General features: G+C 65.2%; 14 protein-coding genes. 6 read left to right on the top strand and 8 right to left on the bottom strand.

Annotation, left to right across the window (positions count from 1 at the left end):
• Positions 1-219 precede the first annotated feature (219 nt).
• Positions 220-840: a cupin domain-containing protein gene (locus tag K0P03_RS19280; protein WP_023513075.1), complete on the top strand. Its 621-nt coding sequence runs from the start codon at positions 220-222 to the stop codon at positions 838-840.
• Between the two features lie 5 nt (positions 841-845).
• Here the strand turns inward: K0P03_RS19280 and K0P03_RS19275 are convergent, their stop codons facing one another.
• Positions 846-1,877, bottom strand: a complete 1,032-nt coding sequence (locus K0P03_RS19275; RefSeq protein WP_130517973.1) for a trans-3-hydroxy-L-proline dehydratase — start codon at positions 1,875-1,877, stop codon at positions 846-848.
• 154 nt (positions 1,878-2,031) lie between these two features.
• On the opposite strand from K0P03_RS19275, the gene K0P03_RS19270 reads away from it, so the two are divergent.
• Positions 2,032-2,733, top strand: a complete 702-nt coding sequence (locus K0P03_RS19270) for a GntR family transcriptional regulator (RefSeq protein WP_272790356.1) — start codon at positions 2,032-2,034, stop codon at positions 2,731-2,733.
• Between the two features lie 119 nt (positions 2,734-2,852).
• Here K0P03_RS19270 and K0P03_RS19265 read toward each other — a convergent pair whose 3' ends face one another.
• Complete coding sequence (locus K0P03_RS19265) at positions 2,853-4,904, bottom strand: HAMP domain-containing methyl-accepting chemotaxis protein (protein WP_272790355.1); 2,052 nt, start codon at positions 4,902-4,904, stop codon at positions 2,853-2,855.
• Positions 4,905-5,058: 154 nt separating this feature from the next.
• On the opposite strand from K0P03_RS19265, the gene K0P03_RS19260 reads away from it, so the two are divergent.
• Entirely contained in the window at positions 5,059-5,784 is a 726-nt protein-coding gene (locus K0P03_RS19260) for a sulfate transporter family protein (protein WP_050742826.1), read from the top strand.
• Here K0P03_RS19260 and K0P03_RS19255 read toward each other — a convergent pair.
• The gene (locus K0P03_RS19255; protein ID WP_050742755.1) at positions 5,767-6,192 is read right to left on the bottom strand and encodes a VOC family protein; all 426 of its coding nucleotides are present in this window, start codon (positions 6,190-6,192) and stop codon (positions 5,767-5,769) included. The two genes, K0P03_RS19260 and K0P03_RS19255, sit on opposite strands and share 18 nt — an antisense overlap.
• A gap of 141 nt (positions 6,193-6,333) precedes the next feature.
• Between K0P03_RS19255 and K0P03_RS19250 the strand changes: the two genes are divergently transcribed.
• Positions 6,334-6,906, top strand: coding sequence for a TetR/AcrR family transcriptional regulator (locus K0P03_RS19250; protein WP_272790354.1), 573 nt, complete (start codon positions 6,334-6,336; stop codon positions 6,904-6,906).
• On the opposite strand, the gene nth is transcribed toward K0P03_RS19250, so the two are convergent.
• Entirely contained in the window at positions 6,896-7,651 is a 756-nt protein-coding gene (gene nth / locus K0P03_RS19245; protein WP_023514168.1) for an endonuclease III, read from the bottom strand. The two genes, K0P03_RS19250 and nth, sit on opposite strands and share 11 nt — an antisense overlap.
• A gap of 75 nt (positions 7,652-7,726) precedes the next feature.
• Between nth and K0P03_RS19240 the strand changes: the two genes are divergently transcribed.
• On the top strand, positions 7,727-8,227 hold the full coding sequence (locus K0P03_RS19240) for a DUF2244 domain-containing protein (RefSeq protein ID WP_272790353.1): 501 nt from the start codon (positions 7,727-7,729) through the stop codon (positions 8,225-8,227).
• A 125-nt stretch (positions 8,228-8,352) separates the two neighbouring features.
• Positions 8,353-9,225 carry a methylated-DNA--[protein]-cysteine S-methyltransferase gene (locus tag K0P03_RS19235; RefSeq protein ID WP_050742758.1) on the top strand — a complete coding sequence of 291 codons (873 nt, stop codon included), beginning with the start codon at positions 8,353-8,355 and terminating at the stop codon, positions 9,223-9,225.
• Between the two features lie 111 nt (positions 9,226-9,336).
• Here K0P03_RS19235 and K0P03_RS19230 read toward each other — a convergent pair whose 3' ends face one another.
• The 4 genes from K0P03_RS19230 to K0P03_RS19215 all read right to left on the bottom strand — a co-directional run bounded on the left by K0P03_RS19230 (position 9,337) and on the right by K0P03_RS19215 (position 13,893).
• Positions 9,337-9,972 (bottom strand): 2,3-bisphosphoglycerate-dependent phosphoglycerate mutase, encoded by a 636-nt coding sequence (locus K0P03_RS19230; RefSeq protein ID WP_023514165.1) that lies wholly within the window; start codon positions 9,970-9,972, stop codon positions 9,337-9,339.
• Between the two features lie 79 nt (positions 9,973-10,051).
• Positions 10,052-10,870, bottom strand: coding sequence for a 4-hydroxy-tetrahydrodipicolinate reductase (dapB, locus tag K0P03_RS19225; RefSeq protein WP_272790352.1), 819 nt, complete (start codon positions 10,868-10,870; stop codon positions 10,052-10,054).
• 80 nt (positions 10,871-10,950) lie between these two features.
• Complete coding sequence (locus K0P03_RS19220) at positions 10,951-12,747, bottom strand: ABC transporter ATP-binding protein (RefSeq protein WP_023514163.1); 1,797 nt, start codon at positions 12,745-12,747, stop codon at positions 10,951-10,953.
• A 120-nt stretch (positions 12,748-12,867) separates the two neighbouring features.
• Positions 12,868-13,893, bottom strand: a complete 1,026-nt coding sequence (locus tag K0P03_RS19215) for a glucokinase (protein WP_272790351.1) — start codon at positions 13,891-13,893, stop codon at positions 12,868-12,870.
• Between the last annotated feature and the right edge of the window lie 29 nt (positions 13,894-13,922).

Here is a 13,922-nt window from a genome sequence, read left to right as displayed (position 1 = left end):
CATTCCTCCTCGATGGTCCGGCAAGGCCGGCATCTGCCTTTTTGGATATTGGATCCAATTTTTCCGGACAGGGCTTGCCCTTTCCGGCATGAAAACGCAGACGTTCGTGTTGATCCCCCTTAAAAACCGGCGGCAGGCACGATAGGCTCGCGAGCTTGCGTAACCGACTTTAGTCAAACTAAAGTCCATCACGCGATGCAAGTCAAGCGGAAAGCCACGATGACCCTCGACGACGACAAGATGCCCGCCAGCGACGCCGGAGGAACCGGCAGCGACATGCCCGCGCCCGCCGCCCTCGGCCGGATGCTGCGCCAGCGCCGCAAGGCGATCGGCAAGACGATGAAGCAGGTTGCGCTTGAGGCTGGCCTCACGGAGGGCTTCATCAGCCAGATCGAACGCGGGCTTTCCACGCCCTCGCTGATCTCGCTCTACAACGTTGCCAACGCGCTCGGCACCAGCGTCGATACCTTCCTGTCGCAGCCGCCGCGGCATGAGCACTCGATGGTCTCCCATGCCGGCGAGCGGCCCGGCTACAATGTGGCGACGAAGGACCGGGTCTATGAACTGCTCGAACGCGGCTTTCCCGGCGCCATGCTGAACGGCTGCATCACCCAGATTCCGGAAGGCTATGTCTCCGAGCTGACGAACCATGAGGGCGAGGACTTCATCTACCTGATCGAGGGTGAAATCCTCTACGAGGTGGACGGCAAGGACTATCACCTGAAGGCCGGCGACACGCTGCACTTCCCCTCGAAACTGCCGCACCGGGCCCGCAACATAGGCAAGGGCCCGGCGCGTGAGCTCTGGGTCGGCACGACCCGGATCATCACTGAAGACTGACCGCGTTACTGCTTGCGCGGCCAGGTGTCGGCAAGGCGGTAACCCGCCGGCCACGGATCATCCGGATCGAGCATGACCTGGCTGGTGCCGGTGACCCAGGCGCGGCCGGAGATTTCCGGCACGATGGCCGGACGGCCACCGACCGTGGTTTCGCCGACGATACGGCAGTCGAAGCGCGAATCGAGGATCGAATAGCCGGAAAAGCTCTGGCCGACCTTGATCTGGCCGCGGGCATGCAGCACGGCCATGCGGGCCGAGCAGCCGGTGCCGGTCGGCGAGCGGTCGAGCTTGGCCGGCTGGATGACGACCGTGTTGCGGCCATGCAGCGCTCCGTCGCGCTCTTCCACCGGCAGCGTCAGCTGGCAGAAGGAGATGTGGCTCCATTCCGGGTTTTCGGGATGGGTGAAGCCGAGCTGCTCGTTGGCCGCCTTGGTGATGCGGATACCGGTCTCCGCCAGCTCGCGCGCCTCGTCCGGTGTCACGGCGAAACCAAGCGCGCGCGCATCGGTGAGGACGAAGCTGTCGCCGCCATAGGCAGTGTCGACGGTGAGCGTGCCGAGGCCCTCCACTTCAAGCTTCGCATCCAGCTTGTCGGCGAAGGAGGGGACGTTGGTGACGGTGATGCGCTCGGCCTTGCCGTTGCGGCACGCGGCGACGACATTCACCAGCCCGCCCGGCGCTTCCAGCACCATGTGGGTTTCGGGTTCGACCATCGGCACGATGCCGCTGTCGAGCAGCACGGTGGAGACGCAGATCGAATTGGAGCCGGACATCGGCGGTGTGTCCTCCGGCTCCATGATGATGAAGCCCATCGTGGCGCGCGGATCCTTCGGCGGCACGAGCAGGTTGATGTGGCGGAACACGCCGCCGCGCGGCTCGTTCAGCACGAAATTGCGCAGGGCCTTGTCCTCGGCGATGAACTTGCGCTGCTCCCACAGCGTCTTGCCGGGCGGCGGGGCGACGCCCCCGACGATGACGTCGCCCACCTCGCCCTCGGCGTGGCAGGAAACGATGTGGATGACCTTGCTGCTGCGCATGGCTCTTTCTCCGATTTCAGGCTGTTTCGGCGCGGTCGGCCTTGCCTTGCCGACACAGTTCCGCTTTCATAGAAAAATTGGATCCAATATACAATCGTGTTTTTCATGGGGCCACTCCAGCAGGGTTCTGTTGCCCCGCCTCTGGTTTCGACCTATGACCGATCGCTTCATTCCACCGGGGTTCGACGTGATGAAATTTGCTGCCGTCGATGTCAGGCAGGCCGCTTCGGCGGCGGACATCGTCTACGAGGCCCTGCGCAAGGCGATCATCGAGGGCGACCTTGCCGAGGGCGAGAACCTTCGGCAGGACCAGATCGCGCAGATGTTCAACATCAGCCGCATCCCGGTGCGCGAGGCCCTGTCACGGCTGGAGCAGCACGGCCTCATCACGACCCAGCGCTACAAGGGCGCCGTCGTGGCCGGCCTTTCGATCGAGGAGATCGAGGAGATCTTCGAGTTCCGCGCACTGATCGAGGCGGAGGTCATCCGCCTCGCCGTGCCCAACCTCGACCGGGAGACGCTGGAAAAGGCACGGCGTTACTGCAACGAATTCGACCGGGAGACCGATCCGCACCGCTGGGGCGAGGTCAACCGCAACTTCCACTACAGTCTCTATGAGGCTTCGCGCCGGCCGTATTATCTGCAGAACGTGCGCTCCTCGCTCGACCGCATCGACCGGTATCTGCGTGCCCAGCTGACCTTCACCAACGGGGTGCCGCGTGCCGGGCGCGAGCACGAGGCGATCCTTGCCGCCTGCGAACAGGGTGATGCGGATCTCGCCTCGAGGCTCACCCGCGCCCACATCCTCGATGCCGGCCGATCTCTGATGACGTTCTTGCGGGAGCAGCGAGGCTGAGCATGGCGCCTCAAGGCCCGAACACAGGTTCGGCCGCCGCGCCGGCTCTGCTGAAGGGATGATCTATCTCGCGAAAGAGCCTGCCGGGTCGAAGCGCCCCGCCGACCACCCGGTTTTCGTCAAAACTCTTCCCAGTCCCCGTCATTCCCCTTGTCCTGCCGCACGCCAAGGGCGCCTGCCAGCTTTTCGCTGAGCGCGAGGGCCGGAGAGGTGACGGGGCGGGATACGCTGTTGGCGGGCTTGACGTTCCATTGGCCGGGCGACTTGCGGGCGAGTTTCGGAGCCGTGGTGGACGCCACCGCCGGCGAAACCGGGGGCGATGCCGGCGTCGACGACGGCACGACATGCAGATGCGGGGCATGCACGGTGCGGCCGGCGGCGGCGCTGCCGCCGACATTGAAACGGCCGATCAGCGCGTTGAGCGCCTGCACCTCGGAGGCGAGGCCATGGCTTGCGGCGGTCGTCTCCTCCACCATGGCGGCGTTCTTCTGCGTGCCCTGGTCCATCGCATTGACGGCGGTATTGATCTCCTGAAGGCCGGACGACTGTTCACGCGCCGCCTCGACGATCGCCTGGACGTGGCCGTTGATCTCCTGCACCTCGGTGACGATCGCCTGCAGTGCGCGGCCCGTATCGCCGACGAGGGAGACGCCGGAGCGCACCTGCTCGCCCGAAGTCGTGATCAGTGCCTTGATCTCCTTGGCGGCCTTGGCCGAGCGCTGGGCGAGTTCACGCACTTCCTGCGCGACGACGGCAAAGCCCTTGCCCGCCTCGCCTGCCCGGGCCGCTTCCACACCCGCATTGAGGGCAAGGAGATTGGTCTGGAAGGCGATCTCGTCGATGACACCGATGATGCTGGTGATCTCGCTGGAGGACTTTTCGATCTCCTGCATGGCCGAAACGGCGCGGCGCACAATGTCGCCGGATTTTTCAGCGCCCGTGCGGGTGCGTGCGACGAGCTGGCCCGCCTCCTCCGCCCGCCGGGTGGAATCCTTCACGGTGGTGGTGATCTCTTCGAGCGCGGCGGCGGTTTCCTCGACGGAGGCAGCCTGCTGCTCGGTGCGGCGCGACAGATCGTCAGCGGCGACGCGGATCTGGCTGGCGCCGGCGTCGATCGCGCGGGCATTCTCGCCGACCTCGCGCAGCGCATCGCTGAGGCGCGAGACGGAGGCGTTGAAATCCTCGCGCAGCCGGTCGAGATCGCCGTCGAAGGGTTTTTCGATACGGCAGGTCATGTCGCCGCCCGCAAGCCTGCCGAGCGCTTCGGCAAGGCTGGCGACGGCCTCCTGCACACGGCCGCTGTCGCGGGTGCGCTCTGCCTCACGCGCCTGGCGCTCGCCCTCGGCGCGGCGACGATCGTCGTCGCCCTGACGTTCGAGGCGCTGGCGCTCGGCCGCATTGTCGCGGAAGACGGCGACGGTGCCGGCCATCTCGCCGATCTCGTCCCTGCGGTCGGCATGCGGGATGGTGACGGCGGCGTCACCGGCCGCCAGCTTCTTCATTGCGCCGGCAAGACCGTTGAGCGGTCTGACGACGCGGCGGTTGACGAGGACGATCGCGGCAAGCGCAAGACCCATGGAGATGACAAGCGAAGCCCAGGTGAGTGCGAAGGCCGAGCCTTCCTCGCCGCGCGCCGAAAGGATCGTCTCGTCCGTCACCTTCTGGGTGCTGGCGACGAGGTCGTTCAACGAAGCGCTGATCGCATCGGCGCTCGCCTGCATCGGCCCCTTGTAGACTTCCAGCGCCGGACCCTTGGCGGCAATGGCCGAGAACTGGATGAGCTTTGCCGCATCGTCGAGATAGGTTTTCAAGGTCGCCTTGATGCCGTCGATTTCCGCGACGGCGGCCGCATCGCCGCTGTTGGCCGCGCCATAACTATCCACCATGCCGGCAAAGGCATCGGCGCGCTCCTTGATGCGCGCCTCGATACGGCCGATCTCGTCGGGATCCATCGAGAGCAAGTGTTCGGAATAGGTCGCGTTGAGCTCGGAGAAGGCGTGGCTGAGCTGGAGGATGCGGCTCATCTCGGGCATGCGCTCGGCGCCGATACGCTCGATATGGCCGGTCATCGCCGAAAGGGAGCGGAAAGCGACGACGCCTTGCAGGGCGCCCAGCACGACCATGAGGACGAAGAGCGCGGGCAGGAGCCTGCTGATCCGGACATTACGCATGACAGTTCCCTGATAGTCTTCGGCGGCACGGCTTCGTGCGGGTGCGCAAAAGTTTAGGAGCGGTCGTTTAACGCAGGCTTAATGGACGGACCCGACCTCCTGCCTTGCCGGCTGCTTTTCCACACCCTACATGCGGGGCGAACAGGAGTTTTCGATGATCCTCGACGCCGCCCGCCTTTCGCTTGCCAATCTCTTCGCTCCCGAGACGCGGGGCGTCTTCTGGAAAGTCATCGGGCTCACCCTGCTCGCGCTCATCGTCCTGTGGTTCGGCCTCAGGGAAACCTTCATCGCCTTCGCCTGGCCCTTTCTGCAGGGCATGATGATGCCCGACCTGCCGGAATGGGCGGGCTGGCTCACCTTCGTCTTCGGCATCCTCGCCAGCATCGGCCTGGCGCTCGGCCTTGCCCTTCTGCTTGCGCCGGTGACGGCGATCATCGCCGGCTTCTTCCTCGACGACGTCGCCGAGGTGATCGAGAAACGCGACTATCCCGGACAGCCGCCCGGGCAGGCACTGCCGCTCGGCCAGGCGATTGCCGGCTCGATCAAGTTCCTCGGCATCGTCATCCTCGGCAACCTTTTCGCGCTTTTCCTGCTGTTCATCCCGGGCATCAACCTCGTCGCCTTCTTCCTGGTCAACGGCTACCTGCTCGGCCGGGAGTTCTTCGAATTCGCGGCCATGCGCCACCGGACACCGGCAGAGGCGCGCCTGTTCCGGGCCAAGCACGCCTCGACGGTGTTGATCGCCGGCCTCCTGATCGCCGCGTTCCTGGCGATCCCGATCGTCAATCTCCTGACGCCCCTCTTTGCCGCCGGCCTCATGGTGCATCTCCACAAGGCGCTGAGCGGCAAGGATCCGGGCTTCTCACTGCGGCAGGGCTGACGTCTCGTACAGCGCGACATAATCGCCCTTCGGCGGGATCGGCTTGATCACGTCGATGAGCATGCCGTTGGGATCGGCAGTGATGAAGTGGCGCTGGCCGAAATCCTCATCGCGAATATCGAGCAGGATGGGCAGCCCGGCGGCGCGCAGGTCCGCATAGACCGCATCGACATCCTCCACTTCGAAGTTCAGCAGCATGCCGGAAACCCTGCCGCGGCCGATGGCCGGGATCGTCTCATGGCTGCCGTCGAGTACCGCAAGCGTAACCTTCTCATCCTCGCGCGACTGGAGGTGGACATACCAGCCACTGTCGAAGAGGGCTTCGAAGCGGAAGTGCTTTTCATAGAAGGCGGCCGTGCCGGCGACGTCGTTGGTCATGATCACCGGATAGTAACTGATCGTTTTCATCGGGCTTCTCCTGGTTCCGTTTTTCGTGTCGCGACGGCCAACCGCCTTATGGATTTCACTGGATTCGCCGTCTAATTAAACATACAATCTGTATGTTTCCGTCAATTAACATACATTCTGTTTGCATGTAAAGGAGAAAAAATGGCGCGCAGCAACAAAGAACGCACCGAGGCGACGCGCCTGGCGCTGATCGAAGCAGCCCGGCGGCTTTTCGTGGAGAAGGGTTATGCGGAGACGGCAACGCCCGACATCGTGGCGGAGGCCGGAGTGACGCGCGGCGCGCTCTACCACCATTTCGAGGACAAGAAGGCCCTGCTCCGCGCGACGCTGGAGCGGGAAGCGGAGGCAGTTGCCGCTCATATCGAAAGGGTCTCGCTACCCTCCGGCTCGCCGCGCGACGCGCTGCTATCAGGCGCGACCGCCTATTTCGACGCCATGGCGGAGCCCGGCCGCACGCGCCTTCTGCTGCTCGAGGCCCCCGCCGTACTCGGCTTCGAAAGCACCGGCGCGATCGACAGGGACAATGCGGAGAGCACATTGAGGGTCGGGCTTTCCGACCTGCTCGGCAAGGATGTGGATGCAGCAAGGCTTCAGGCCCTGACCGACCTCATCTCCGCCGCCTTCGACCGGGCGGCGATCGCCATCGAGACGGGCGCCGACCGGAAAACCTATGAGGCGGCGATCGCCAGCCTGCTGGACGGGCTCACGGCGTAGGGCCGAAGAGCTGCGGCGGCAGCTCCACGAGGGGCGCCGGCACGTCGCAGGTCTTTTCCGGCGAGCGACAGAGATCTGCAATCACGCAGTGCTCGCATTCCGGCTTGCGCGCCTTGCAACAGTATCGCCCGTGCAGGATCAGCCAGTGATGCGCGTGGTAGAGATACTCGTCCGGAATGAGGCGGATCAGCTTGTCCTCCACCTCGTCGGGTGTTTTTCCCGGGGCCAGTCGAAGGCGATTGGCGATGCGGAAGATATGCGTATCGACCGCCATCGTCGCCTGGCCGAACGCCATGGACAGCACCACGTTCGCCGTCTTGCGCCCGACGCCGGGCAACATGATCAGCTCCTCGCGGGTGCGCGGAACCTCGCTGCCAAACCGGTCGACAAGCATCTGGCTGAGGGCGATGACGTTCTTCGCCTTGTTGCGATAGAGCCCGATCGTCTTGATGTAGTCGCGGACCTTTTCCTCGCCGAGCGCCAGCATCTTTTCCGGCGTGTCGGCGACCTTGAAGAGCGCGCGCGTCGCCTTGTTCACGCCGGCATCCGTCGCCTGGGCGGACAGCGCCACGGCAACGACCAGCGTGAAGGGATTGACGTGCTCCAGCTCACCCTTCGGCTCCGGCCGCTGGATGGAGAAGCGGCGAAAGATCTCCTTCAGCTCATCCTGCGAATAGAGGCTCTTCGGCCGGGCCGGCGTCTTGCGCCGCGGCGCTGCTTTCTTCTTGATCGTTCCGTTTTCCATGGTGCTCCCGCAGGACGCATGCCGTCCGGCAAAACCGCTACACAGTTCCGCGCGACTTGCTTATAGTCATGCCCCATGACGCAAGGCAACGCCGACCTCACGATGAACGACCTGCCGGTCTTTTCCGCCGAACTGCACCCCTACCGGTCGCTCGGGCGCAACGGTCACCGCATCTTCTTCATCATCGCCGGCGCACTCAGCTTCGCCCACATGGCCGTTTTCATGATCTCCGGCGCCTGGCCGGTTGTCCTGTTCTTCGGCCTCGACTTTCTCGTGCTCTTCGGCGCCTTCTGGCTGAACAACCGGGCGGCGAAGGCCCGCGAAGTGGTCTCGCTCTCGCGCACCAACATCTCGATCCGCAAGATAAACCCGTCAGGCCGCGAGACCGAACATGCCTTCAATCCGCTCTGGGCGCGCTTCCTCGTCTCGCGCAAGGCGAAGATCGGCATCACCGCGATGCATGTGCGCGGCAACGGCCGCGAGACGGACGTCGGCACCTTCCTGCCGCTCGACGACCGCGAGCGTTTTGCCTCGGCCTTTTCCGGCGCGCTCGCCCGCGTCAAGCGCGGCTACTGACCATAACGTTCCAACCGGTTGCAGGCGCAAACCGCCCGCATGTCTTCACTCCAGTCGTCTGGTCGCAGGAATCGGGTGGCGGGCACGCCAAGGGCGTGCTTTTCTGGCGATACAGGAGAAGAACGATGAACATTGCCGCAAGCCTGCAGACCGACATCACGCCCGAGGGCGACGACTATTCGACCGTGCGCCGGGTCATCGAGCTCATTACCGAGGATTACCGCGAACAGCCGGGCCTCGAGGAGATCGCCGGCCGGCTCGACCAGTCGCCGACGCAGCTGCAGAAGACCTTTACCCGCTGGGCCGGCCTTTCGCCAAAGGCCTTCCTGCAAGCGGTGACGCTCGACCATGCCAAGCGACTGCTCCGCCAGGAGGAGCTTCCGCTGCTGGAGACGAGTTTCGAGGTCGGTCTTTCCGGCCCCGGCCGCCTGCACGACCTCTTCGTCACGCATGAGGCGATGTCGCCGGGCGAATGGAAGGCGCGCGGCGCTGGTCTGACAATCCGCTACGGCCTGCACGCCTCGCCCTTCGGCGGAGCGCTCGTCATGATCACCGATCGCGGCCTCGCCGGCCTTGCCTTCACCGACGAGGCCGACGGCATGGACGCTTTCGAGGACATGTCCTCGCGCTGGCCGAATGCGCACTATGTGGAAGATTGCGAAGCGACCGCCGCCTATGCGGAACGCATCTTCGATCCGAAGCGCTGGGATCCCAAGGCGCCGCTCCGCGTCGTGCTGATCGGCTCGGATTTCCAGGTGCGCGTCTGGGAAGCCCTGCTGCGCATCCCGATGGGCTGCGCCGTCACCTATTCGTCGATCGCCGAAAAGCTCGGCCAGCCGACCGCCTCACGCGCCGTCGGCGCCGCCGTCGGCCGCAACCCCATCTCCTTCGTCGTGCCCTGCCACCGGGCACTTGGCAAGAGCGGGGCGCTGACGGGCTACCACTGGGGCCTGACGCGCAAGCGCGCAATGCTCGGCTGGGAATCGGGCAAGGCCTGAATGGCGGGGCGACTGCCCCTCATCCCGCTGCCGCGACCTTCTCCCCGCTTGCGGGGAGAAGGTGCCGGTAGACGGATGAGGGGCTTGGGCCACACCCGCTTAGGTTAGCGCTCAATGCGCGCCGGACATGTCTCCGAGAACGTCCTTCGACTTCACCGTCGAATCCGCGTTCAGCACGTAGACCATCGGCACACCGGTGGCGAGGTTGAGCTTCAGGATCTCTTCCTTGGAAAGCTTGTCGAGCACCATCACCAGCGAACGCAGCGAATTGCCGTGCGCGGCGACGAGCACCTTTTCACCGCGCAGCACGCGGGGCAGGATTTCCGTGAGATAGTAAGGCCAGACGCGGGCGCCGGTGTCGCGCAGGCTCTCGCCGCCCGGCGGCGGCACGTCATAGGAACGGCGCCAGATATGCACCTGCTCCTCACCCCATTTTTCGCGCGCATCGTCCTTGTTGAGGCCGGACAGGTCGCCATAGTCGCGCTCGTTCAGCGCCTGGTCGCGAATCGTTTCCAGACCCTGCTGGCCGATCTCGTCGAGGATGAGCGACAGCGTCTTCTGGGCGCGGGTAAGATCGGACGTGAACGCGATATCGAACTTGATGCCCGTCTCGGCAATCGCCTTGCCGCCGGCCTTGGCTTCCTCGATGCCAAGTGCCGTCAGGTCCGGATCGCGCCAGCCGGTGAAGAGGTTCTTCAGGTTCCATTCGCTCTGGCCGTGGCGAACGAGGACGAGGGTTCCGCTCATATGTCTGTCTCCTGAGGGTTAGCAACGCTTCGAAACGTGGATACCGGCGTCCGGAACGATGCGAAAACGAAAGAAAGGATCAGTTGAGCCCGAGCACGTCGAGCATGGAATAGAGGCCGGGCTTCCTGTCACGCGCCCAGAGCGCCGCCTGCACGGCGCCGCGTGCGAAGATCGAGCGGTCCGTCGCGCTGTGCGACAGGGTCACGATCTCGCCCTCGCCGGCCAGCATCACCGAATGCTCGCCGATGACCGAGCCGCCGCGGAGCGTGGCGAAGCCGATCGAGCCGGCGAGGCGCGGGCCGGTGTGGCCATCGCGCACGCGCACCGAATGGTCGGCAAGCGCGATGCCGCGTCCCTTGGCGGCGGCATCGCCGAGCAGCAGCGCGGTGCCCGAGGGCGCATCGACCTTGTGCTTGTGGTGCATTTCCAGCACCTCGATGTCCCAGTCGGCAGGGCCGAGCGCTCGTGCAGCCGTTTCGGTGAGCACGCCGAGCAGGTTGACGCCGAGGCTCATATTGCCCGACTTGACAATGCGGGCGTGGCGAGCGGCGGCCTTGATCTTCTCGTCGTCGGCCGGCGAGCAACCGGTCGTGCCGACGACATGCACGATACGCGCCTGAGCGGCGAGGCCGGCAAATTCGATCGTTGCGGCGGGCGCCGTGAAATCCAGAACGCCCTCTGCCGCGACGAAGGCTTCAAGCGGCTTGTCGGTGACGGGAACGCCGATCGGCCCGAGGCCGGCCAGTTCCCCCGCATCACGGCCGACGAAGGGCGAGCCTTCGCGCTCGACCGCCGCAAAGACCTCGGCCCCCTCGATCGCATGGATCGTGCGGATCAGCGTCTGGCCCATGCGGCCCGCAGCCCCCACGACGACCAGCTTCATTGCGTTGCCGCTCATGTCCCGTTCCGTCCCTTCTGCGGAGTGCCGGCGCACTCCGGTTTCCTGTCTTTCCGCACGGTCGCCCGCCGTAGAGCCACCTATTTGCCCGTGCTGCCGGCGGCGGGCGCCTGGAGGCTGTTGAGACGAGCGTAGAGGCCGTTCTCCCGGCTCGCAAGCGCCTCATGCGTGCCCTCTTCGGCAACCGTGCCGGCCTGCATCACGATGATCTTGTCCGCCCGCACGACGGTGGAGAGCCGGTGCGCGATGACGACGACGGTACGTCCGCTCATCGCCTCGTCGAGCGCCTTCTGCACGGCCTGCTCGGATTCCGTATCGAGCGCCGAGGTCGCCTCGTCGAGCAGGAGAATCGGTGCACCCCGCACCAGCGCGCGGGCGATCGACAGCCGCTGGCGCTGGCCGCCGGACAACGTCACGCCGTTCTCGCCGACGGGCGTATCATAGCCGAGTGGCTGGGCGAGGATGAAGTCATGCGCATAGGCATGGCGCGCCGCCTCCTCGATCTCCGCATCCGTCGCATCGGGGCGGCCATAGCGGATATTGTCGCGGATCGTGCCCTCGAAGAGATAGGGCTGCTGCGAGACATAGGCGATGGCGTTGCGCAGCGACTGTTTCGTCACATGGGCGATGTCCTGCCCGTCGATGAGGATCTCACCCACTTCCGGATCGTAGAAGCGCGGAATGAGGTTGATGACCGTCGACTTGCCGGCGCCCGACGGCCCAACGAGCGCCGTCGTGCGGCCACCCTCGGCGGTGAAGCTGACATCCTTGAGGATCGCCTCGTTTTCCGAATAGCCGAAACGCACGCCCCGGAAGGTGATCGTGGCATTGGAAACGGCGAGCGGCTTTGCATCCGGCCGGTCGGCCTGCCGAGGCTTCAGGTCGAGCACCTCGTAGATCATGCGCGCATTGACGACCGCGCGCTCCAGCGAGACCTGCAGGCGGGCGAGGCGCTTTGCCGGGTCGTAGGCCATCAGCAGCGCCGTGACGAAGGAGAAGAAGGCGCCCGGCAGCACGCCGCCGTAGATCGAGCGGTAGGCCGCATAGGCGAGCACGCCGGCAATCGCTGCACCCGCAAAGGTTTCGGTCATCGGCGCGGTGCGCTCGGTCAGCCGCGCGATGCGGTTGGAGCGGCTTTCGGCTCTCTCGATGATGCCCTCGACCTTGGTCTTCAGCTGCGCCTCCATGGTGAAGGCCTTGACGATGGCGATGCCCTGGATCGTCTCCTGCATGGCGCCGAGCACATGGCTGTTGAGCTCGACGGATTCGCGCGTGGCACTGCGCAGGCGCCTGGAAACGTAGCGCAGGCCGATCAGGAGCGGCGGGGCGACGACGAAGACGATCAGCGTCAGCAGCCAGTCCTTGGAGATCATCACGCCGATGAGGGCGACGAGCGTCAGGAAATCACGCGCGACCGAGGTCACCGTCATGTTCAGGACGTCGCGGATGCCGGTAACGTTCTGGCTGATCTGGGCGGCGAGATAGGCCGAACGCGATTCGTTGAAATAGCCGACGCTCAGCGCCATCAGGTGCGAGTAGAGCCGCCGCTGGTAGCGGGCGACGATATTGTTGCCGATCTTCGACAGGATGACGGCCTGGTAGTAGGTGGCAAAGCCGCGCAGCACGAAGGCGATGAAGATCGAGCCGCAGATGAGGGCGACGAGGTCGGCGCGCTTGTTCGCGAAGGCCTCGTTGACCACCGATTCCATGATCCAGGCGGTAAAGCCCGTCGTACCGGCGACGATGGCGAGGCAGAGGATGGCCAGGACATAGCCGCGGACGTGCTCGCGGCCGTTTTCGGCGATGATGCGCTTGAGCACGGTGGCGACGGTGTCGGAGCTGACGTGTGGGCGCTCGGTTCGACTCTTATCGGCCAATAAACTGACTTTCCTGCACGATCCTGCGGCACCGGGAGGATGTGCCGCGCTGGACCCGCTCTATAGGGGCTCGGTCCCTCTTTGGCGAGTCCGCGGCGCAGCGAAGCGCCGGCGGAGGCTTCACCTTTTCCAGTGGCGTCCCTCGGTTGCAACACCAAAGCGGTCGGGCATGCGCGCAAAGGCGGCAAGACCGGCAAGGGCTGCGACCGGATGGGTGACCACATAGGTCGGGATCGTCTTCAGAAGCGCGCTGTGCGGCGCCTTGTCCTCGAAAGCGGCGCGGAACTCCGGTCCACGCAGCGCCGGTAGGATCTTCTGCGAGATGCCGCCGGCAAGGAACACGCCGCCCTTGGCCATGAAGATCATCGCCATGTCACCGGCGACGCGGCCGAGATAGGTGGAAAACAGCGAGACGGTCTCGATCGCCGCGCGATCCTCCTGCGCCAGCGCCCTGGACGTGACGTCCGCCGGGGTTTCGAGCGGAGCATCGACGCCGTCGGCCGCCGAGACGGCGCGGTAGATGTTCATGATGCCGCGGCCGCACAGGAGCTGCTCGGCGGAAATGCGGCCTTCGATGGGCTCGAGAAAGGGCCAGATCTGGTGGTCGCGCTCGCTGCGCGGGCCGACATCGACATGGCCGCCCTCTCCCGGCACCGGGATCCAGCTGTGGCGCGCATAGACGAGCCCGGCAACGCCGAGCCCCGTGCCGGGACCGAGTACGGCGCGTGAGGCGGCCTGCCGCTCGACGCCGGGGCCGATCTTCTCGCGGTCCCCCTCACCGAGCGAGGCGATGGCAAGCGCCTGCGCCTCGAAATCGTTGACGAGCAGTACGTCGTCGAAACCGAGATTGGCGATCATGTCGTGCGGGCGCACCACCCAGGGGCAATTGGTCAGCGGCACTTCGTCGCCCTCGATGGGGCCGGCAAGCGCCAGAATGGCCGAACGCGGCTGCACCGAACTCGTGTCGAGGATGCATTGCTGGAGCGCGTCGTCGATATTCTTGAAATTGGCCGTCTGGACGATCGGAAACTGCTTCGGCTCGGCGAAGGCATCGACCAGCAACGCAAAACGCGCATTGGTGCCGCCGATATCCCCGATCAGGATGGGAAAGGGGAAGTTCGTTTCGGTATCGTTCGGCCGCACCATCAGGCTGTCCCGTTCATTTCGCGTGGAGG

Source organism: Shinella sp. HY16 (assembly GCF_028534175.1).
Lineage (GTDB): Bacteria > Pseudomonadota > Alphaproteobacteria > Rhizobiales > Rhizobiaceae > Shinella.
This window is presented reverse-complemented; position numbering and strand designations above follow the sequence as displayed.

Excerpts from the sequence above, each read along its gene's own strand:
- nth (WP_023514168.1), bottom strand. The coding sequence starts at position 7,651 with ATGGAAAACGGAACGATCAAGAAGAAAGCAGCGCCGCGGCGCAAGACG.
- K0P03_RS19250 (WP_272790354.1), top strand. The coding sequence starts at position 6,334 with ATGGCGCGCAGCAACAAAGAACGCACCGAGGCGACGCGCCTGGCGCTG.
- K0P03_RS19235 (WP_050742758.1), top strand. The coding sequence starts at position 8,353 with ATGAACATTGCCGCAAGCCTGCAGACCGACATCACGCCCGAGGGCGAC.
- K0P03_RS19215 (WP_272790351.1), bottom strand. The coding sequence starts at position 13,893 with ATGGTGCGGCCGAACGATACCGAAACGAACTTCCCCTTTCCCATCCTG.
- dapB (WP_272790352.1), bottom strand. The coding sequence starts at position 10,870 with ATGAGCGGCAACGCAATGAAGCTGGTCGTCGTGGGGGCTGCGGGCCGC.
- K0P03_RS19275 (WP_130517973.1), bottom strand. The coding sequence starts at position 1,877 with ATGCGCAGCAGCAAGGTCATCCACATCGTTTCCTGCCACGCCGAGGGC.
- K0P03_RS19280 (WP_023513075.1), top strand. The coding sequence starts at position 220 with ATGACCCTCGACGACGACAAGATGCCCGCCAGCGACGCCGGAGGAACC.
- K0P03_RS19230 (WP_023514165.1), bottom strand. The coding sequence starts at position 9,972 with ATGAGCGGAACCCTCGTCCTCGTTCGCCACGGCCAGAGCGAATGGAAC.
- K0P03_RS19265 (WP_272790355.1), bottom strand. The coding sequence starts at position 4,904 with ATGCGTAATGTCCGGATCAGCAGGCTCCTGCCCGCGCTCTTCGTCCTC.
- K0P03_RS19270 (WP_272790356.1), top strand. The coding sequence starts at position 2,032 with ATGACCGATCGCTTCATTCCACCGGGGTTCGACGTGATGAAATTTGCT.
- K0P03_RS19240 (WP_272790353.1), top strand. The coding sequence starts at position 7,727 with ATGACGCAAGGCAACGCCGACCTCACGATGAACGACCTGCCGGTCTTT.
- K0P03_RS19255 (WP_050742755.1), bottom strand. The coding sequence starts at position 6,192 with ATGAAAACGATCAGTTACTATCCGGTGATCATGACCAACGACGTCGCC.
- K0P03_RS19260 (WP_050742826.1), top strand. The coding sequence starts at position 5,059 with ATGATCCTCGACGCCGCCCGCCTTTCGCTTGCCAATCTCTTCGCTCCC.